The 20,412-nt window shown below is 69.8% G+C and carries 15 protein-coding genes and 3 pseudogenes; 10 read left to right on the top strand and 8 right to left on the bottom strand.

Translation table 11 applies throughout. The features are described 5' to 3' along the window. Positions 1-119: 119 nt before the first annotated feature. The 6 genes and pseudogenes from fliP (at position 120) to IPK37_10920 (ending at position 5,936) form a co-directional block, all read left to right on the top strand. Entirely contained in the window at positions 120-878 is a 759-nt protein-coding gene (gene fliP, locus IPK37_10895; GenBank protein QQS02820.1) for a flagellar type III secretion system pore protein FliP, read from the top strand. Positions 879-893: 15 nt separating this feature from the next. Then, a complete protein-coding gene (fliQ, locus tag IPK37_10900) occupies positions 894-1,166 on the top strand; it encodes a flagellar biosynthesis protein FliQ (GenBank protein ID QQR99540.1) in 273 nt (90 codons plus the stop codon). Beyond that, positions 1,163-1,966 (top strand): flagellar biosynthetic protein FliR, encoded by an 804-nt coding sequence (locus IPK37_10905; GenBank protein QQR99541.1) that lies wholly within the window; start codon positions 1,163-1,165, stop codon positions 1,964-1,966. Before fliQ ends, IPK37_10905 begins: the two co-directional genes overlap by 4 nt. A gap of 6 nt (positions 1,967-1,972) precedes the next feature. After that, positions 1,973-3,109, top strand: a pseudogene (locus tag IPK37_10910) (EscU/YscU/HrcU family type III secretion system export apparatus switch protein). Between the two features lie 291 nt (positions 3,110-3,400). Next, positions 3,401-5,449: a flagellar biosynthesis protein FlhA gene (gene flhA / locus IPK37_10915; protein ID QQR99542.1), complete on the top strand. Its 2,049-nt coding sequence runs from the start codon at positions 3,401-3,403 to the stop codon at positions 5,447-5,449. Continuing rightward, positions 5,424-5,936, top strand: coding sequence for a hypothetical protein (locus IPK37_10920; GenBank protein QQR99543.1), 513 nt, complete (start codon positions 5,424-5,426; stop codon positions 5,934-5,936). The genes flhA and IPK37_10920 overlap by 26 nt, the downstream gene beginning before the upstream one ends. A gap of 98 nt (positions 5,937-6,034) precedes the next feature. Here IPK37_10920 and IPK37_10925 read toward each other — a convergent pair whose 3' ends face one another. After that, positions 6,035-6,688 carry a GntR family transcriptional regulator gene (locus tag IPK37_10925; GenBank protein ID QQR99544.1) on the bottom strand — a complete coding sequence of 218 codons (654 nt, stop codon included), beginning with the start codon at positions 6,686-6,688 and terminating at the stop codon, positions 6,035-6,037. Positions 6,689-6,906: 218 nt separating this feature from the next. Beyond that, positions 6,907-8,430, bottom strand: a complete 1,524-nt coding sequence (locus IPK37_10930; GenBank protein ID QQR99545.1) for a bifunctional enoyl-CoA hydratase/phosphate acetyltransferase — start codon at positions 8,428-8,430, stop codon at positions 6,907-6,909. Here IPK37_10930 and IPK37_10935 point away from each other — a divergent pair. Continuing rightward, a complete protein-coding gene (locus IPK37_10935; GenBank protein QQR99546.1) occupies positions 8,429-9,208 on the top strand; it encodes an alpha/beta hydrolase in 780 nt (259 codons plus the stop codon). The two genes, IPK37_10930 and IPK37_10935, sit on opposite strands and share 2 nt — an antisense overlap. Before the next feature lie 118 nt (positions 9,209-9,326). Here IPK37_10935 and IPK37_10940 read toward each other — a convergent pair whose 3' ends face one another. The 6 genes and pseudogenes from IPK37_10940 to IPK37_10965 form a co-directional block, all read right to left on the bottom strand. After that, a complete protein-coding gene (locus tag IPK37_10940; protein ID QQR99547.1) occupies positions 9,327-10,106 on the bottom strand; it encodes an alpha/beta fold hydrolase in 780 nt (259 codons plus the stop codon). A 209-nt stretch (positions 10,107-10,315) separates the two neighbouring features. Further along, positions 10,316-11,086: a DeoR/GlpR transcriptional regulator gene (locus tag IPK37_10945; GenBank protein QQR99548.1), complete on the bottom strand. Its 771-nt coding sequence runs from the start codon at positions 11,084-11,086 to the stop codon at positions 10,316-10,318. A gap of 55 nt (positions 11,087-11,141) precedes the next feature. Continuing rightward, the gene (locus tag IPK37_10950; GenBank protein ID QQR99549.1) at positions 11,142-13,001 is read right to left on the bottom strand and encodes a hypothetical protein; all 1,860 of its coding nucleotides are present in this window, start codon (positions 12,999-13,001) and stop codon (positions 11,142-11,144) included. Between the two features lie 93 nt (positions 13,002-13,094). Further along, positions 13,095-14,375, bottom strand: coding sequence for an anion permease (locus IPK37_10955; GenBank protein QQR99550.1), 1,281 nt, complete (start codon positions 14,373-14,375; stop codon positions 13,095-13,097). Further along, positions 14,372-15,630, bottom strand: a pseudogene (locus tag IPK37_10960) (exo-alpha-sialidase). The gene IPK37_10955 and the pseudogene IPK37_10960 overlap by 4 nt, the downstream one beginning before the upstream one ends. Positions 15,631-15,645: 15 nt before the next feature. Beyond that, complete coding sequence (locus IPK37_10965; protein ID QQR99551.1) at positions 15,646-16,665, bottom strand: aldo/keto reductase; 1,020 nt, start codon at positions 16,663-16,665, stop codon at positions 15,646-15,648. A gap of 155 nt (positions 16,666-16,820) precedes the next feature. On the opposite strand from IPK37_10965, the gene IPK37_10970 reads away from it, so the two are divergent. From IPK37_10970 to IPK37_10980, 3 genes and pseudogenes are all read left to right on the top strand, one after another. Next, entirely contained in the window at positions 16,821-18,101 is a 1,281-nt protein-coding gene (locus IPK37_10970; protein QQR99552.1) for a 4-hydroxythreonine-4-phosphate dehydrogenase, read from the top strand. Beyond that, the gene (gene pdxA / locus IPK37_10975; GenBank protein QQR99553.1) at positions 18,098-19,111 is read left to right on the top strand and encodes a 4-hydroxythreonine-4-phosphate dehydrogenase PdxA; all 1,014 of its coding nucleotides are present in this window, start codon (positions 18,098-18,100) and stop codon (positions 19,109-19,111) included. Before IPK37_10970 ends, pdxA begins: the two co-directional genes overlap by 4 nt. Beyond that, positions 19,111-20,003: pseudogene (locus IPK37_10980) on the top strand (dihydrodipicolinate synthase family protein). The gene pdxA and the pseudogene IPK37_10980 overlap by 1 nt, the downstream one beginning before the upstream one ends. Positions 20,004-20,412: the final 409 nt, after the last annotated feature.

Genomic DNA, 20,412 nt, shown 5'->3' on the forward strand with positions numbered 1-20,412 from the left:
CCGCCGTACCGACGACTCCCGCGGCCCCGGCGGCACCGACCGGCTTGGCCGCGCCGACGGCCGGCGGAGCAGCCACGCTCGCCGTACCGTCCGGCGCTCCCACCTCGGCCGCGGTCGCGGTGGCCGCGCAACCCGCCGCGCCCGCCCGACCCGCCGTACCGGCCGCACCCGCCGCACCCGCCGCACCCGGGGTACCCACCCCCACCGTCGGCCCGGGCGGCGTCGGCGTCACCGTGGACAGCGGCACCGCCGGCCGCAACCAGGTCATCCAGATCATCATTCTGATGACGGTGCTCTCGATCGCGCCGTCGCTGCTGCTTCTGTGCACCTCGTTCACCAAGATCGCCGTGGTCCTCTCGCTGACCCGCAACGCCCTCGGAACGCCGACGATCCCGCCGAACCAGGTGCTGGCGGGCCTGGCGCTGTTCCTCAGCCTGTTCGTCATGTCGCCGGTCATCAGCCAGATGAACGAGCTGGGCGTGCAGCCCTACGTGAACAACCAGATCAACGAGCAACAGGCCCTCGAGAAGGGCGGCGAGCCGCTGCGGCTGTTCATGGCTGACCACACCGGCGACATGGAACTGCAGACGATGATCAAGATGAGCAAGTCCGAGCAGCCGAAGAACAAGCGGGACACCTCGTTCACGACCCTGATCCCGGCGTTCATCCTCTCCGAGCTCAAGAGCGCGTTCATCATCGGCTTCGTCGTGTTCATCCCCTTTCTCGTCATCGACTTGGTCGTGAGCTCGGTCCTGATGTCGATGGGCATGATGATGCTCCCGCCGGTCATGATCTCGCTGCCGTTCAAATTGCTGCTCTTCGTGATGGTCGACGGCTGGTCGCTCATCACGACCGCGCTGGTCACGAGCTATCGGTAGCGGAGGGGAGGCGCCATGACCGACAACCAAGTGATGCACCTGGCCGTCCAGGCGATGATCGTCGGCGTCAAGGTCGCCGGACCGATCCTCGTCGTCAGCCTGGTCATCGGTTTCGCGATCTCCCTGCTGCAGTCGGTGACGCAGGTGCAGGAGATGACGCTGACCTTCGTGCCCAAGGTCATCGTGGTCGCGCTCATTCTCTTGCTCGCCGGAAACTGGATGATGGGCGAGATGGTGTCGTTCACGCGCCAGCTCTTCCTCGACCTCCCGGCGATGCTCGCGAAATGACCGTCCCGGCCCTGGCACCGGCGGAGGGGGTCACGCTCAGCGGCTCCTACGACCTCCTGATCACTTTTCTGCTGGTCATGGCGCGGATCATGGCCTTCCTGGTGATCGCGCCGCCGTTCAACGGCCGCGGCGTGCCGATGCGCGTCAAGGGGGCGCTCGCCGGAGCGGTCGCGCTCGCCGTGAGCCCGGGGCTCGCGGGGACGGCGCGGTTCGACGACATGTTCACGCTGGCGTGGGCCGTCGTCTACCAGCTGGGCACCGGCGCGGTGTTGGGCTTCCTCGCGCTCCTGCTCATGTCGGCGGTCCAGACCGCCGGCGACCTGGTGGACCTGTTCAGCATGTTCACGATGAGCCAGCTGCTCGACCCCATGTCGAACACGCAGAGCGGGGTGTTCGGCCGCATTCAGAACCTGGTCGGCACCACGCTGCTCTTCGCCTCGGGCGGCCACCTCATCATGATCCAGGGGCTGCTGCGCGGCTTCCGCGTGGCACCCTTGCAGCCCCCGGCGCTGGGGGAGGCCGCCGAGCGACTGGTCCGCAACCTCGGCACCTACCTGGTCTCGGCCCTGGAGATCTGCGGCCCGATCGTGGCGGTGCTGGTCCTGGCGGACATCGCGCTCGGCCTGGTCAGCCGGGCCGTCCCGAGCCTGAACATCTTCCAGCTCGCCTTCCCGGTGAAGACCGTCCTGACGGTCTCCCTGGCCAGCATCGCCGTGGCGCTGCTGCCCGGGGCCGTCGCCGCGCTCGTCGACCGGGTGGCCCTCGACATGGGCGTCCTCACCCGTCTGCTGGGGGGGTGAGGGATCGTGGCGGAGGACAAGCACAGCAAAACCGAGAAGCCCACCGCCAAGCGGCGCAAGGAGGCCAAGGACGAGGGGAACATCCCGAAGACCCCCGACTTGTCGGCCTGGCTCACGGTCCTGGCGTTCGTGGTCCTCGGCCCGTACACGGTGGACGCCCTGCACGCCAGCTTCGTGCAGCTGATGAGCGAGATCCCGCGGATGGCCACCCGCCCGGACGCCATGCAGATCCGGCCCATCCTCGAGGCCGTCGTGGTGGACTTCTTCAAGATCGTGGGGCCGATGGTGTTCGCCACCATGGTGCTCGGTGTGCTCGGGCACGTCGTCCAGGGCGGCGTGCACGTCTACAGCAAGCGGTTCAAGCCGAAGTGGAAGAAGCTCAATCCCGTTCCCGGGATCAAGAACATGATGGGCGCCCAGGCGATCTGGACCCTCGTCAAGACGCTGATCAAGTTCGTGGTCTTCGGGTTCGTGGCGTACGTGGTGACCTCCGGCGTCGTCAACCAGCTCACCGGCACCGGCCGCTGGAGCCTGTCGGCGATGGTGTCGGTGGGCGCGAGCTCGGCGATGAACATCATGCGGATCGTCGCCATCAGCGGGCTCGTCATCGCGGCCGCCGCCTGGGCCATGGAGCGCCGCCGGGTGGAGAAGTCGCTGCGCATGAGCAAGGACGAGATCAAGCGCGAGGCCAAGATGCAGGAGGGCGACCCCCACCTCAAGGCGGCGGTCAAGTCCCGGGCGCGCGAGATGGCCCGCAGCCGCATGATGGCGGACGTGGCCGGCGCCACCGTCGTTCTGGCCAACCCCACCCATGTCGCGGTGGCGCTGAAGTACGAGCCCGGGGGAGGGGCGCCGCAGGTCGTCGCTAAGGGCGCCGGCCACCTCGCCGCGCGGATCCGCGAGAAGGCCGAGGAGAACCAGGTCCCGATCGTGCGTGATCCCCTGGTGACCCGCATGCTCTACAAGATGTGCGAGGTCGGGCACTACATCCCGCCGGACCTCTACGACGCGATCGCCCAGGTGCTCGCCTTCGTCTTCTACCTCGACCAGCTGGGCAAGGCCGAGGGCACCCACGAGTCGCCGGTGGTGCACGACACGCAGGACATCCCGGAGGAGTACTCCGACGACGCCCTCGGCCTCAAGGCCCACCCGGGCGCGGACCCGGACTTCGCCGGTGCCGGAGCTGGAGCCGTTGCCGCCGATGCGGGCGAGGACGACGCGTCGTACGTCGGGGCGGGCGCAGCCGCCGACGGCCCCGTGCTGACCCGTTCCGAGCGCCGGCGCCAGGAACGTGCTGCTGGTCGGCGCCGCGGAGCATAACGCCTGGCTGGCCGTCTCGCGGGGTGCCCCGGCCCCTCAGGTCGGTCCCCGCAGTGCCGAATAGCAACAGGTCAGGACGCCGACGGCGTACGGCGCGTCCCCTCGTGAGGTCACGTGAAGTCGAACCGCGTAGCGCAGATCGGCGTGCCGGGAGTCATCATCGGCATCGTCGTGATGATGGTCGTGCCCATGCCGGCGCTGCTGCTCGACATCCTGCTGGCGTTCAACATGACGTTCTCGATCCTCATCATGCTGGTGAGCCTCGCCGTCACCAAGCCGCTCGACTTCGCGGTCTTCCCGTCGCTGCTGCTCATCGCCACGCTCTTCCGGCTCGCGATGAACCTGTCCGCCACCCGACTGGTGCTGTTGGACGGCTATGCCGGTGACGTCATCAACGCGTTCGGCCACTTCGTCGTCGGCGGCTCGCTGGTCGTCGGCATGGTCGTCTTCATCATCCTCATGGTCATCCAATTCGTGGTCATCACGAACGGCGCCGGGCGCGTCGCCGAGGTCGCCGCCCGATTCACCCTGGACGCGATGCCCGGCAAGCAGATGGCTGTCGACGCCGACCTCAACTCCGGCCTCATCGACGAGAACGAGGCGCGCCGGCGCCGCAAGGAGGTCGCCTCCGAGGCCGACTTCTACGGGGCCATGGACGGTGCCAGCAAGTTCGTCAAGGGCGACGCGATCGCCGCCATCGTCATCACCCTGGTCAACCTCATCGGCGGTCTCATCGTCGGGATGGTCCAGCGCGGAATGGGCATCGGCGAGGCCGTCACGACGTACTCGTTGTTGTCCATCGGCGATGGCCTCGTGAGCCAGATCCCGGCGCTCCTGCTGTCGATCTCGACCGGCCTCATCGTGACGCGCGCGACGACCGAGAACGACATGGGCACCGACCTGCTCGCCCAGTTCGCGCGGCAGCGGCAGGCGATCCAGCTCGCGGGCGCGGCAATCATCGCGGTCGGCCTCGTACCGGGCCTGCCGAAGCTGCCCTTCTTCCTCCTGGGTGGCGCAGCGTTGCTCGTGGCCGCCCGCCTGCCCGACCCGCGCACGCAGCCCGAGGCCGCGCCGGAAGTGGACGACCTGCCCGCAGAACCGCAGAAGGACAGCCCGATGGCCATCGCGCAGGACATGCGCGTGGAGCCGTTGGAGCTGGAACTCGCCTACGACCTCATCGACCTTGTCGACGCGTCCGCCGGCGGTGACCTGTTGGACCGCGTCCGCGCGCTGCGCCGCAAGCTGGCCCAGGAGATCGGCATCGTCGTACCGCTCGTGCGCACCCGCGACAACCTCGACCTGCCGCCGCGGCACTACGCGATCCGCGTGCATGGCGTGGAGGTGGCGCGGGGCCAGGCCCCCGCCGGGATGGTGCTGGCCATCGGCGACGAACTCGAGGGCCTGCCCGGGATGGTCACTAAGGAGCCCGTGTTCGGGCTGGACGCCAAGTGGGTGCCCGCCGAGCTGCGCGAACACGTGGCCCTGGCGAACGCCACGGTGGTGGACCGGTCCTCGGTCGTGACCACGCACATGGCTGAGGTCGTGCGGACCTACGCCGCACAGCTCCTCGGCCGCGAGGACGTGAAGATGCTCGTCGACATGGTCAAGCAGAACCACCCGGTGGTCATCGAGGAACTCACCCCCCAGCCCCTGTCGCTCGGCGAGATCCAGCGCACCCTGCAGGCCCTCCTCGACGAGCGGGTCTGCATCCGCGACCTGGTCCGCATCTTCGAGGCGATGTCGATGCGCGCCAAGATCAGTCTCGACGCGGACGGGCTGGTGGAGGCCGCCCGCGGCGCGCTGGGCGCGGCCATCGCCACGGCGCACGCCGCGGAGGGGCGGCTGCCCGTCATCACGTTCGATCCGATGCTGGAACAGCGCTTGCTCGAGTGCCTGCGGGCCGGCGACACCGGCACCTTCCTCATGCTCGACCCGGTGCTCTCCGAGCACCTCGCGATGGAGGCCGCCCGGCTGGCCGCGGAAAGCGAGGCCGCCGGCGAGCCCGCGGTCCTGGTCTGCGCGCAGCCGTTGCGGCTGCCGGTACGGCGGCTGGTGGAGGCCACGTCGCCCCGGTTGCCGGTCCTCTCGTACGCCGAGCTGGGTGGCCAGCTCACCCTGGTGACCGCAGGGGTGGTGAATGTCCAAGAAGTCACGGCAGCCTGAGGGTTCGGGCAAGGCCGATAAGAAGGGCAAGAAGGCCAAGAAGGGCAAGGGCGCCGACGCCGACGCGGCCCAGCGCCGGCTGGTGGTCGAATCGCGGCCGCAGGGCGTGCCGTTCCCGATCGTCGTGCTGCTGGCGGCCGTCATGACGCTGCCGAGCGTGACCAACTACATGGGCGGCGGACTGGAGTTCGACGCGCTGATGGTGCGCGCCCTCGCGGCGCTCGCCGTGTCCTGGCTGCTGGCCGGCCTGGTCTACGCGGTGTTCGAGTCGATGCGTCCCACCGAGGTCACCGCCGTGGTCGAGCTGCCGCCAGAGCAGGCGTACGACGCGGTCGCCGCCCGCGGCGCGCTGTCCGGAACGATCGTCGAGGATCCGCTGGCTCCCGAGCCGGACCCGTTCGCCATCGACCCCGTGGCCCCCCTGCCCGCGGCCGATTCGATCGACCCGCTCGATGTCGACCCCGAGCGGGGGGAATCCGCGGCCTGAGAGGGCTTCGCGGCGCCCACTCCCGCTCCGGTCGGTGACTTCGGGGCGTTCCGAGGCGACAGCGCTCCGATCGGAGCGACTCGTGGGTCGCGGTGGCGCTAGCGGCGGTCGCGCGGGGCGCCGCGACGGGCGGCGCGAGCGTGCGACCGTACGGCGGACAGGGCCGGGTCCAACTCGCCCTCCTCCAGGAGCCGCACGAGCTTGTGGTGCTCGGTGATGATGTCGTCGAGGTCGACCGTGATCCGGCCGGTGGTGGTCAAGGTCAGGCGCTGTTGCCGATCCCGCAGGGCCTCGAACAGGCCGGTGAGGAAACTGTTTTGCGCGGCCGCCACGATGGCCAGGTGGAAGTTGCTCTCCGCCGCAGTGAATGCGCCGAGGTCCCGGGCCCGGGCGTGCTTGGACTGTTCCGTCACGAGATCCCACAGCTCGTCGACCAGGGTGCTGGGGGCGCGATCGTTCTCCGTGAGCAGCTTCGTGATCGCGAAGGTCTCGATGAGTTCCCGGGCCTCGGACAGCGACGTCGCCTCGTCGGGGGAAATCGGCACGACCACCGCGCCGCGCTTGGGGTACAGCTCCAGGAAGCCCTCCGCCTGCAGCCTCAGGAACGCCTCGCGCACCGGCGTACGGCTGACCCCCAGCGACGTCGACACCTGCCCCTCGGTGATGACGTCGCCCCCCGCCAGACGGCCGTCAATGATCCGAGCCCGGGTGTCCTGATAAGCACGATCGGTCGCCGACAGCTGTCGGTTCATAGTGCTCCTTTCGTGCGTGCGGCCGATCGAGCGGAACCCCGTGGACCGGCGGGTCCCCCGGCCGTGCAAGACCCTCCGTCCAGTTATGACGGTAACCGGTCAGGGGCGGCTAAGCAACGAACAAGCCGCAGGTGAGAGCGTTTTCGCCGCAAACAGACGTGTGACCAAAACCCCGCTTTCGCGTCATAATCCAGGTACGGGCGTCCGTCCTCCATGCCTCAGCCGCGCGCCTGACGGCGCCGGTGCGCCAGGATGGCGGCGATGGCGCAGGACGCCGTACGAGCTTCGCGCGAGTCGGCCCGACTCGTGAGGACGACCGGCACGCGCGCCCCCATGACGATGCCGGCGCCGGCGGCGTCCCCCAGGTACTCCAGCTGCTTGACCAGCATGTCGCCGCTCTCGAGGTCGGGTACGACGAGAACGTCCGCCCGACCGGCCACCTCGGAGCGGATGCCCTTGACGGCGGCCGCGGCCATCGAGACGGCGTTGTCGAAGGCCAGCGGCCCATCGAGCACCGCCCCGCTGATCTGACCCCGGTCCGCCATCTTGCACAGCGCGGCCGCGTCGAGGGTCGCGCGCATCCGCGGGTTGACGGTTTCGACTGCGGCGAGGATCGCGACACGCGGGGTCGCCACGCCGATGGCCTGCGCCAGGTCGATGGCGTTGCGGATGATGTCGGCCTTCTGCGCCAGCGTCGGCTCCACGTTGAGGGCCGCGTCGGTGATGAGGAACGGCCGCGGATAGCTCGCGGTCTGCATGAGGTAGCAGTGCGTGATCCGCCGCGCGGTCCGCAGCCCGGCCCCCGGGTCGACGATCGCCGCCATCAGCTCCTCGGTCTGCAGCGACCCCTTCATCAGCGCCTCCGCGGCCCCGGCCGCGGCGAGTTGGGCGGCCCGGGCCGCCGCCGCGTGGCTGTGCGGCACGTCGACGATCTCGACGCCGGCGAGGTCCAGCCCCGCCTGCGTGGCGACCGCCTCGACCTTGGCCCGCGGCGCCACGATGATCGGCGCGATGAGGCCCACGTCCCGGGCGTCCAGTGCGCCCCCGAGGGACAGCGCGTCGCAGGGATGCACGACGGCCGTGCGCACCGCGTCCAGGCGCTCCACCTGGGCGAGCAGTCGCCCGAGGCTCTCGTGCGGGTCTTCGTCGAAGTGCAGGCCGGGCAGGGAGGTGCGGGGGCGTTCGATGCGTTCCGTCGGGGCGAGGACCAGCGCCTCGCCGTCGATCACGGTGGTGTCGTCGGTCCTGGTCGCGCGGCAGTCGAGGCGTACGTGGTGGGTCTGCGCGTCCTTGGCGAGCACGGTCACCGTGACGCGCAGGGTGTCCCCGATGCGCACCGGCGCGCGGAAGTTCAGGCTCTGGCTGAGATAGATCGTGCCGGGTCCGGGGAGCCTCGTCCCGAGCACCGCGGAGATGAGCGCCGCGCCCCACATGCCGTGCGCGACCACGCCGTGGAAGCGGGTCGAGGCCGCGAACTGGGGGTCGAGGTGGGCGGGGTTCACGTCGCCGGACTGGATGGCGAAGAGCTGGATGTCCTGTTGGGACAGGGTTCGTTGGATGCCCGCGGTGTCGCCCACCGAGAGCTCGTCGAAGGTGCGGTTGCGCAGGACGGTGAGGTCTCCGGGCAGGTCTGGGCTGGGCTGCGGGTTTTCGGCCACGGTCCCAGCATGCCCGCGTGGGCCCCGCCGATGGCCCGGAGGCAGGGGTCGTGCGGCGCCGGATCTCTGACAGGGTCGACGCATGGCCTCCGTTGTCCTTCACCGCGACCGGGAATCCTCCGACCTCCCCCTGGTGCTGCTGGCGCCGTTCCCTTGCGACACCCGGGTGTGGGCCCGCGTGCTCGAGCTGTTGCCCGGGGACGTCATCACGGTCGAGCCGCCGGGCTTTGGCGGCGCGGCGGCCGACGGGGAGCCGTCGCTGGAGGCGTACGCCGACGCCGTGGCCGCCGAGCTCGCCGCGCGGGGGATCGGACGGTACGTCGTGGCGGGCAACTCCATGGGCGGTTACGTGGCGATGGCCCTGGCCGATCGGGATCCCTCGACCATTGCGGGCATCGGCCTGATCGGCACGAAGGCCACGGCCGACACCCCCGAGGCGAAGGCTGGGCGGCTGGACCTGGCCTCCGCCGCCGACGCAGGCACGCCCGCGGCGAAGCTGGTCGGCCCGATGCGGGACAAGCTCATCGCCGAGGCGACCCGGCACGCGGACCAGCCGGCCGTGGCGGCCCTCGAGGAGTGGCTCGCCGAGGCGCCCGGCGCGGGCATCGCCTGGGCGCAACGGGCGATGGCGGTGCGTCCGGACCGTACCGAGGTGCTGGCCCGCCTGGGGGCGGCCGGCGTTCCGGGCCTGGTGCTGCACGGCGCGGAGGACCCGCTGATGGCCGCCGAAACCCAGGCGCCGATGGCGTCGGCCCTGGGGGTCGAGGTCACCACGATCGCCGACCGGGGCCACCTGCTTCCGCTCGAGGCGGCGGTCGACACGGCCGACGCGCTGCGGGAGTTGTGGGGCCGCGCCCGCTGACCAGCGGCGGGGCGGCCGGGGTGGGATCGCTCGGTCAGCTCAGTAGCTGCACCGGACGGTGAACTTCTCCTAGGGCGCGCGCGATGCGACCCGGGCCTGATTCCGCAGTCCGGTCAGATCAGTCCCGTGCTAGGAACTCCTCGATCTGCGGCAGCAGGTTCTGCGGGCGCATCAGCAGATCGACGTGCCCGCCGTCGTAGAAGCTCAGCTCGGTGTGCCGGGTCAGCAGCTTGAGCAGCCGCCCGTTGTAGGGGCGCACGATCGGGTCGTCCCGGCCGGCCAGGACCAGGATCCGTTGGGGGAGCAGGGGCAGGTACGGCAGGCTCGTCCAACCCACGCCCGCCCACATCTGGAACATGTAGCCCAGCGGTCGGGTCGACAGGGTCTGCACGCGCAGCATGTACGCGGCGCCCTTGTGGTAGCCGCGCGCCGCTCCGCCGTACGCCTCCCCGCCCAGCGCGCCCAACACCCCGGCCTTTTGGTAGATCTTCGGGTTCGCCAGCCGGACGGCGGATTTCAGCGACGGGATTGGCAGCGGGTAGGAGGGCCCGGTGCCGATGAGCACGACTCGACGTACCCTCTTGCGGGCCGTCCAGGCGAGCTGCTGCGCCAACCCGCCGCCCCAGGAGATGCCGAGGACGTCGACCTCCTCGTAGCCCAGGTCGTCCAGCAACCGGTCCAGAGCCATCGCCAGCAGCGTGTACCGGTAGGGGTAGGTGCCCCGGTAGGACCGGCCGATGCCGGGGGGATCCACGCGGATGACCTCGATGTCGGGATCGAGGTGTTTGACGAAGCGGTCGAACAGGCTCAGGGGCGCGCCGATCCCGCCGAAGACCAACAGCGGCACGCGGTCGGGACTGCCCTCCCGGATGTCCACGAACAACTTGAGGGGGCCCACCTGGTGAGTGAAGGAACTGAGGTTGTGGGCTCGCGGTCGGCGCGGGCTCGCCGTCGGTGCTTGCGCCGTCGCCGTCATCGGTCCTCGATTCTCGGGTGTCCCGCCGGGGATGGTTCCCGCAGTCTCGGGACCCGAGCACGACCGTACGCCGCAGCCCCGCCGGCGTTTTCCCGTGCCGAGTGAGGTCTTGATCACCGCGAGGTCTGGGGTCAGGGCACCACGACGACGTCGATGCCGCGATCGCGGAAGGGCTGCAGCTGGTCGGGCTGCGCTGAGGAGTCGGTTACGAGCGTCCAGGGCCCTGGCAGGTGCACCCACGAGTTGAAGGGTCGGCTGCCGAGCTTCTGGGCGTGCACGAGCAGGTAGACGCGCTCGCCCGTGCGGGCCATGAGCTGCTTGAGTCGGGTCTGGGCGACGGACGCCTCGCAGACGCCGCGCTCGGCCGTCACGGCGTCGGCGCCGAGGAAGACGGCGTCGAAGGACCACCGCTCCAATGCCTCCTCGGTGAGCGGGCCGACGAAGCCCTGGGACAGATCCCGAAAGGTGCCGCCCAGCAGCACGCGTTCGATGCCGGCGGCGCCGCTGAGCTCGAAGAACGGCGTCAACCCAGCGGTTACGACCGTCAGCGGGGTGGTGCCACGGAGGTTGAGGGCGACCTGGGCGGCCGTCGTTCCCGCGTCGAGGAGGACCGTCTCGCCAGGCTGCACCTGTTGGGCCGCCCACCGGCCCAGCTTCTGCTTGGCCGCGGTGCCCTGTGATGCGCGCTCGGCCAGTGCCGCCTCGGGGTGCAGGCGCGACAGCGGGATGACGCCCCCATAGGTGCGGGCGATGCTTTCGGAATCCTCCAGGAGGGCGAGGTCGCGCCGGATGGTCGACTGAGAGACCCCGAACGTCTCGGCGAGCTCCTCGACGCTCGCCAACCCATTCGTATGGGCGAGCGTCGCAATCTCCTCGCGGCGTCGAGCCGCCTTCATCGCCATGTCCTGCTCCTGACCATTGTGGCCGCAGGGCCGGCGCTTAACCGCCCTGGCCTGCTCAGTCATCATGACACGCGGCCACCGCGTCACCAGTCCCGCTGGTCCCGCCGGCCGTGGTGCCGGGGATGTCAGCGCAGACTCGCAGCCTGCCGTCGGCATCGCGCGCGTATCGGCGGACGATCTGCCAACCCAGGTCGACCGCGCTGGGTTCCACGGCGTGCGCCAGCCGTCGCACCGAGAGGAGGTGGAAGGGGGCGTCCGTCCCGTCCGCTGAAGCCCAGCTCTGGTGGACGATCCGGTCGTCCCCCGTCGTGGTGGTGACATCGGCGGCGAAACCGTTCTCTGCGGCCGCGTCGTGCAGTGGTTCCGCGGGCAGGCCGTTGACCTGCTTCCAGTACCTCACGGTGGGGGTCCACAGGTCGCCGTCCTCGTCGCCGTCGCGGGCCGGCCACGTCCGGCCCGCGCCGAAGCCCACCGGGCCCAGCAGGCCCACGCACTGGACGAACGGCATCCGTAGGGGACGGGCGGAGGCGGCGGCGTCCGCCCGGTCACGCGTCACCGACGTGGCCCGCTCCGATTGCGGCAGTTCGTCGATGATCGACGTCCGCCGCAGCGCCCGCATCATTGCCCGGCTTTCGTCGAGGGTGCGGAGGTAGCCGAGGTGCGGCCCGTTCAGGGCCACGACACCAGCAAAGACCTGCGGATAGGAGCAGGCCAGGGCCGAGGCGAACATCGATCCCATCGAGAACCCGGACAGGTACACCCTGGTGGGGTCAACCGGGTACGTCGCCCGCATCCGGTCAATGAGGGCGAGCACGAAGGCGGCGTCGCTCGGCAGGCGCGGATCGTCCCAGACGTTCCAGCGCTCCTCGCACGGGGCGTCCGGGAACACGACGACCATGCCGTCGCGGTCGGCGAGGTCGGCCCAGCCGCTCTGCTCCGCGCCGTAGAGGCCGCAGCAGTTGCCGCCGTGCAGGTAGATGACCAGCGGCACGGGCGCCTGGGATGCGAGCACCCGAGGCGGCGCGTACGTGAACCACGTGTGGGTCGAGGCGTTGCGGGGGGCGAGCGTCGTGTCACGCACGCGCGCGACGAAGCCGCGCTGCGAGAAGTCGATCCGGGGGCGGTAGGTGCCGTGGGTGTGGTTGCGCCAGCGGCGCGTCGTGGAGAACAGCTCCTCCCAGGCGCGCGTCACCTCCTCGGCAGTCAGCCCCGTACGCCGTACGACGTGCTGCACGGCCGGGTTGACCGGGGAGACGTGGCGGCTGCCGTACGCCGACCGGAGGGGAGCGCCGGTGCGGTTCACTCGCGCCAGGTGAGCCTCGAGCGCCTCGTCTGGCTCGCAGAGCCAGGCGACCTGCGGTGCCTCGCCCTTCGGCTCGCAACCTTCGGGGAGCCGACCGACCATCACCCCTGCCGCATCCACCGGACTGGCCGCGGCCAGGGACATGACCAGGGCCGATGCGCGGGGCGAGCAGGCGAGGTAGAACATCAGCCCGTTGAAGCCGGCGACCCCGCCGCGCGAGGCCGGGAGGGCGGCGAAACAGCGCACGAGGAAGGCGGTGTCGTCCTCCCGCGCGGGATCGCCGGCGTGATTCCAGCCGCCCGGCTCCGGATCGGGGAAGAGGACGACGAGATGGCGGTCCTCGGCGAGGGCGTCGAGCCGCAACGTGTGGAGGAGACGCTCCGCGCTGGCGCGCTCGGCGTCGTCGCGCAGCACCATGAGCACCGCGGTCTGCTTTTCGTGGGGGCAGCCGCTCGCCGGCACGTAGGCGTACATGGTCCGGTCGCGGCCGGCTCGGGCCTCGATCTCGTTCTCGGGATTCGGCTGCTGGGGAGCCGATCCGGGAACCGTCTCCAGTCTGAGTTCACCGCCGTACGGCGAGAACTGCACCATGGGGCTGACAGTGTCCCGCACGGCGAGATCCCTTCTTCGAGGAGGCTGTTCGCGATCACGCAGCGGGGGCAGCCGCCGGTCGATCCGGCGGCTGCCCCCGCACGGGCGGAGGTGTTATGAGGCGGGGAAGAACAGCACCGCGGCGCCGCTGAGGGCGATGATGCGGATGAAATACATGGGAACCGTGAACTTCCAGAACTCCGGCAACTTGTATCTGCCCATGCCGTAGATCAGCGCGGGCATGCCGTCGATGGGCATGTAGGCGCCCTGCCAACCGGCCACGGTCGTCGCGACCGCGGCGGCGACCGGGCTGATCCCCATGCTCATGCAGGTGGCGATGGCGATCGGCGCGAAGATCATCACCGAGCCGATGTTGGAGCCGGTGAAGGTGGCCGCGGTGCTCGTGAGCAGGGCGAAGACGAGCACGAGCACGAACACCGGCACGTTGGTGCCCACGGCGTTGGCCACGGTCTTGCCCACCAGGGCGGTGAATCCGGTCTTGGCCAGGGCGTCCGCGACGCCGATGACGCCGGCCATCATCAGGATGACGGGGGCGAAGAGGTTGTCGCGAAACTCCTGGAAGTCGACCATCTTGATGAACAGCACGACGAATGCGGCGAGGCCGGGGATGACGTAGGCCAGGTTGCCGAGCTGGCTCATCAGCATCATCGCGACGACGCTGATGAGGAACATCGCGATCGTGACGTTCTCCTTCCACGCCGGAATGTGCGCCCCGTGCGAGGGCAGTTGGTCCTCGTTGACGGCGGGCTCGGCGATGGGGTGCTCGGGCAGCAGCCGGTACGCCACGAGCGCCCAGGCCAGGAAGGCCAGCGCCATGACGAGGTTGACCAGCGCGAAGGTGACCATCGACACCGACTGCGTGTAGCCGGAGGCCTGCAGGACCGTCAGCATGATGCCGTAGACGAGGGCGACATTGATGGGGGCGAGCGGGTGGTTCGTCGCGAACCCCAGCGGCATCATGAGCTTGGAGGTGGGCAGCTTCTTCGTGTAGGGGATCGTGGCGACCAACGCAAGGATGAGCACGTAGTAGCCGGTGGCGCCCGCGCCGGGCAGGCTGGCCCCGGCCATGACGACCACGAGCAGGAGGGCGTAGCTGCGGTAGCCGCCCTTCTCGACGAGACGGACCATCGACGTCTTGACGCGTTCGATGAGCCTGGTCTTCTGGAGGGCCGCCAAGGGCACCATGAAGAACGCGATCATGAGCACGCTGGAGTTCACGAAGCCCGCAAAGGCCTCCGGCACCGTGGACAGTCCGAAGACGACGAGCAGCAGACAGGCCAGCAGCGGCGGCGCTCCGAACGGGAGTGCGTCGGTCATGATCAGGACGATCATGATGACGAGCGCGGCCAGCGCTAACACCATGGCCAGCGTCATCGGAGGGCTCCTTCACTGAGGTCCGGGCCCTCGGACGTCGGGCGCTCGGCGCGGATGCGGGCCAGCGTGTCGGCGTCCAGGTGCACGTGCTTGATGGTCTTGCGGTGCCAGGTGTAGGCGATGTGCACGCTGCCGTCCGGGGCGCCGAGGACCGAGGGATAGGACAGTTCGCGGTTGAGGCTTTCGCGGCTGTTGTTGGACATGCAGTAGCCGTCCCCGTTCTCGACGTCATAGGCGACGGGCCAGCTGCGTCCGTCGTCGTCGGAGAGCGCCAGGGTCATCGGGGCGCGGGGGCTCCCCAGAAGGCTGTCCGCTTGTCGGCATCGAAACTGGGCTCGGCCAGGACCGGACCGTCGGTGTCCTTGACGCCTTCGTCGTCGATCTCGTCGTACAGCGAGGCGCGCCGACCGGTCGCATCCGCCTGGCTGGAGTAGTTCATGATCATGCCCATCTGCCCGCCACCGAACGCACGCGCCTGGATGGAGGAGTTGTTGTTGGGCAGGTCGATGGGTCGGCAGGGGGTCCAGGTCATGCCGCCGTCCGCCGACGTCGATTCGTAGACGTTGTCGGCCCAGCGGGACCGGAAACAGGCCCACAACGTGCCATCGGTGCGGGGCACGATGTTCATGTGCACGCAGCCGTCGGACTCGGGCACCGCGACCTCGGTCCATGTCTGGCCCTCGTCGTCGGAGTACCACACGGAGGCGGTGTCGTAGTTGCCCACCCACTTCTCGCCGGGCATGGCCACGCAGTTGAAGGCGGGGAGCAGGATGCGGCCGCTGTCGAGGGCTACGGGCACCTGCCGGACAAAGACCCCCTTGGGGGCCTTGCCACCGAGCAGCGCGGTCGGTTCGTCCCAGGTCTGACCGCCGTCGCGGGAGATGCGGCGGCGCACCTCGGAGGTGTCCTGGTTGCCGGCGAGCTGGCCGGTGTAGAGCAGCCAGACGTCCCCGTTGGGTGCGGTGAACAGGATGGGGTTCTGTTCCGAGCGCGTCGAGTCGAAGCTCAGCTGCACGGGAGCGAGCCACCGGTCGCTGCCCTGCGGGAGCCGGGACAGGTGCACCGAGATGTCGGCGACGCCTTCTTGGGTGCCACCGAACCAGACGCAGGCGAGGTCTCCCTGGGGCAGGAAGGCCAGGTTGGCGGCGTGACACTGCACGGTGGGCGTTGGCAGATACGCCTCGGTGCCGCCGTCGGGGCGGGGCCGAAGGATTCCGTCGAATGTGGGCATGGGCGATCTCTCCTCAAACGTCATTGGTTGTGCGAAGGGTCATCGGTTGTAGGCGGGCATCGAGCCCTTGATCAGGTCGGTGGGGGCGCTGCAGCGAGCGGTGAGGTCAGCGTCGAGGGGCCCCTTGGCCAAGGCCGCGAGGTTGGCCTGGAGCTGGTCGACCTTGCCTCCGCCGAGCAGCAGCGCACCCGGCCCGGGCACGCTGACCATCCACCGCAGCGCCAGCTCCACTAGGGAGATGCCCGCCTCGTCGGCGAGGTCGGCCAGAGTCCGGACGGCGTCGAGCACCCCGGGCGTCCAGTACCGCTTGCGATACATCTCGGCCAGGACCGATCCGCTGAACCGGCTGGGCGCCTCCTCATCGGGGCGACGGACCAGCAGGCCACCCGCCAGCGGGTTGTAGCACATGGTGAGGACGCCGTAGCGGTCGGCGAACTCGAACCACTCGTCCTCCATGCGGCGGGCGACCAGGTTGTAGACGTTCTGCGCGACGACGGGGCCGGGCATGCCGATCCGCTTCGCCTCGTGGACGATCTCCAGGGCCTGCCAAGCCGAGTAGTTGGAGATGCCCAGGGCGCCGATCTTGCCCTCGGAACGCAGCGCCGCAATCGTCTCGAGCGTTTCGCCGATCGGGGTGGCCCGGTCGGGCTGGTGCAGGTAGAAGAGGTCCACGCGGTCCACGTCGAGGCGGCGCAGCGAGCCCTCGACGCTCGCGCGCAGGCCCGCGGCTGAGAGCGGGGCGTGCTCACCCGCGTCGGCGTGCGGCATCCCGGCCTTTGTCGCGAGAACGATCCGGTCGCGGTGGCGCTTGATCAGCGGGGCGATGAGGCCTTCCGTGGTGCCCCGTGCATAGCCGTTGGCCGTGTCGATGCCGTTGATGCCGGCCGCCAGGGCGGCCTCGAACATGGCCTCGGATCCGGCCTCGTCGGCCGTGTCGCCGAAGCTCATGGTGCCCAACACCACCCGGCTCATCGGAATGCGCACTTCGCGCAATTCGGCGACGGCGATCTCTACGTGCTGGTCACCCGCGCGCTGCGTAGCGAAGGTCTGAGTCTCCATTGGCTGCCTCCGAGGCATCGATTCGTGCGGTGCGGCTGGGGCACATCCCGCCGCCACTTGCGCGGTCTGCGCAAGACCCTTGTGCGAACCGCGCAGATCCGGCAGACTGCGACCGTTCGAAGTTGACGAGCGATCCCGAAGGTGGTGACGACACGGTGGGCAACCCTCTGGTGCTGGCTGACGACCTCAGCGGCGCGGCCGAGACCGCTGCGGCTCTCGGAGTCGAACTCCATGCGGACCTGTACCTATGGCCGGAGGCTCCGGCTCCTCGGGACCTGCCGCCCGACCGGCCCGTCGTCATCGACCTGGACTCGCGGCACCTGAGCCCGACGGTGGCGGCCGAGCGGCTGCGCGCCGCGCTGGCCGCATCCCCGACCCCTGCTCCGCTTTTCAAGAAGATCGACTCGCTCCTGCGTGGGAACGTCGCGGGCGAGGTTTCGGCCTTGGTGGGGAGCGCACTCGTGGTCCTCACACCGGCCCTTCCGGAACAGGGGCGCACGGTCGTCGACGGGGTGCTCCTGGACAACGGCCTGCCGCTGGCGCAGACGCGCCTGTGGGCCTTGGAGTCCACTCCCTCACCGGCCAGCGTGGCCGCGGCACTGCCCGGGCTGCCGATCACCACGATCGGGCTGGACGTCGTGCGGTCGGCCGGGCTGGATCGCCGCCTCGCCGAGGCCGCGGGAACCATCGCCGTCTGCGACGCGCAGGATTCAGCAGACCTGACCGCCATCGTCGGCGCCGGGCTGCGGGCCGACGCGAACGTGCGTTTCGTGGGGTCCAGCGCCCTAGCCCGGGCACTGGGACCGCACCTGACCTCGGCCCCGAGTGCCGGACCGGATCACCCGACGGTCCCGCCGCTCGGCGGGGTTCTGCCGCACGGCGGGGTTCTGCCGCAGGCCGGGGTGTTGTACGTGCTGGGCACCGGTTCCGAGGCAGCCGTGGCCCAGGCGGAGATCCTGGGCGCTCACACCGACACCTTCCGGGTTCCGCTCGGACCCCGCGCGATCGCCGATCTCGACGCGGGCACAGCCGGCGAGCTCGGGCGTCGGTTGGCTGCGCAGCTTCGCGATCGAAGCGTCGTCGTCCAGGTCAACGGGCTGGCCGACCCCATGGTGACGGGCGAGGCGATCGTGGCCGGACTCGCCCGACTCGTCGCCGCGACGCTCGCCACCGCGGCGGACTGGCCCGTGCGGCTCATGCTGACCGGGGGCCAGACCGCGCGCGCCGTCCTCGACGAACTCGGCTGCCGACGGCTGAGTCTCCTCCGCGAAATTCACCCCGGAGCCGTGCTCCTGACCACCGAAACCGGTTGGCTCGTGGCGACCCGTCCCGGAAGCCACGGGCAGCCCGACTCGCTCCAAGCCATCCATCAAGCCCTCAGCACCGACCCGTACCCGACCCCTCATCGCGCCCCCACCTCAGGAGATCCCCAATGAGTGAAGACACCCGCCCCGTGATCGCCGTCACCATGGGTGACGGAGCCGGCGTCGGTCCCGAAGTGACCGTCGCGGCCGTCGTCGACCCCGAGATCACCGCCCTGTGCCGACCGATCGTGATCGGCGACAAGGCCCGGCTTGAGCAGGCCGCGCAGATCATGAACCTGCGGGTGGACGTGCAGGCGATCGAAAGCGTCGAGCAAGCCCAGGAGGCGCCCGGCCGCATCAACGTCATCGACCTGGGGCTGCTCCCGCCGGACCTGGCGTGGGGTCAGCTGTCCGCTGTGGCCGGCGACGCCGCCTACCAGTACATCGCCAAGGCCGCGCAGCTGGCCACCGAGGGCGCCGTACAGGCGATCTGCACGGCCCCCCTGAATAAGGAAGCCCTGCATCTCGGCGGCCACAAGTACCCGGGCCACACGGAGATGCTGGCCGCGCTGACCGACACCCCTGAGGTCTCGATGCTGCTCAGCGCGCCCAAGCTGCGCGTCATTCACGTCACGACCCACATCGGGCTGATCGATGCCGTCCGCAAGATCGACGCCGGCCTCGTGGAGCGCACCGTACGTCGTGGCTGGGAGGCGCTGCGCCGCGCGGGTATCGACAACCCGCACATCGGGGTGTGCGCGATCAACCCGCACGCGGGGGAGGGGGGTCTGTTCGGCTACGGCGAAGAGGAGGAGAAGATCATCCCGGCCCTGGAGGTTCTCCGCGCCGACGGGGTGGACGCCGTCGGCCCGATGCCCGCCGACACGGCCTTCTATCTGGCGGGTCGCGGCGACTACGACCTGATCGTCGCGATGTACCACGACCAGGGCCACGGCCCCCTGAAGGTGCTCGGCATCGAGGACGGCGTGAACATCACGGTCGGCCTGCCCGTCATCCGCACCTCCGTCGACCACGGCACCGCCTTCGACATCGCGGGCAAGGGGATCGTCAAGGTCGAGAGCATGCTCGAAGCCATGCGTCAGGCGGCGGCACTCGCGACGCGTCCGGTGGAGGCGAAGTGATGAGCATCGACATCCGCGGGATCATTGCCGCCCTCATCACGTCCCTGAACGACGACGAATCCCTCAACGAGCAGGGCATCCGCGCGCACGTGCGCCGGCTCCTGGACGCCGGCGTGGACGGGATGTTCTGCCTGGGCACCAACGGCGAGTTCTTCATCATGAGCGAGGCCGAGAAGCTCGAGGTCATGCGCATCGTCGTCGACGAGGTCGCGGGCGCCGTACCCGTCTACGCGGGCACCGGCTGCGTGGGCACGAAAGCCACCGTCGAACTGTCGAAGAAGGCGGTCGAGGCAGGCGTCGACGTGCTCAGCCTCATCACGCCGTACTTCGCGGCCGCGTCGCAGGACGAGCTCTACACGCATTTCGCGACCGTCGCCGACGCGGTCGATGTCCCGATCGTCGCCTACAACATCCCCATGCGCACCGGGTGAACATGACGCCGGCGCTCATCGAGCGGCTCGCGCAGATCCCGAACATCGCCGGGGTCAAGGACTCCTCGGGCAACTTCGAGAACATGCTGCAGTACATCGCGCGGACGCCGGACGACTTCGCCGTGCTCTCGGGGAACGACGGGCTGATCCTGTGGAACCTGCTCGCCGGCGGCCGCGGCGGCATCACCGCGATCAGCAACGTCTACCCGAAGACCATGGTCGCCATCTATCAGGAGTGGAAGGCGGGCAACCTGGAGGCCGCGCGCGCGGCCCAGGACGCCATCCGGCCCATCCGGGCGACGCAACGGCATGGCAACCCGAACACGATCACCAAGACTGCCGCGAACCTGGCCGGTTGCGATCTCGGCCCGTGCCGGGCTCCGTTCAACGAGGTGCCGGAGGCAGCCCTCGCGGAGATCCGGGAGGTGCTCGACCGCACCCACGCGCAAGGGATCTTCTAGCGCAATCGCGCTGAGACGCTCATTGCCACCGGCATGCGCGACGCGGTGGCGGCCCGGGTGGGTTGCGGGGAACCTGCGGCACGTGAGCAATGCCGTACGCCGCAGGCGCCGCGCTGGATTCCGGCTGGCGTGAGGTCTTCATCACCGCCGGGAGCGCGGGGTCTTGCGCGCGGTGAAGAACGCGAGTGCAGACGACACGATCCCGAGAGCTCCGGCAACGGCCGACACCCACGCGTTGTCTGGCGGCCAGCCACGCGTGGCGAGGAAAATCCAGATGAGCCCGAAGGTGAGCCATCCGATCGCGGTGGCGTAGTAAATCGGCGATCGACGAATCTCGCGAAGTCCATGAGCCCAGTAGACATGGGCCCTGACACGAGAACAGTACCAACGGGCGGATGACAGCGTCAGC

The organism is Austwickia sp. (genome assembly GCA_016699675.1).
In the GTDB taxonomy this organism is placed as follows: domain Bacteria; phylum Actinomycetota; class Actinomycetes; order Actinomycetales; family Dermatophilaceae; genus Austwickia.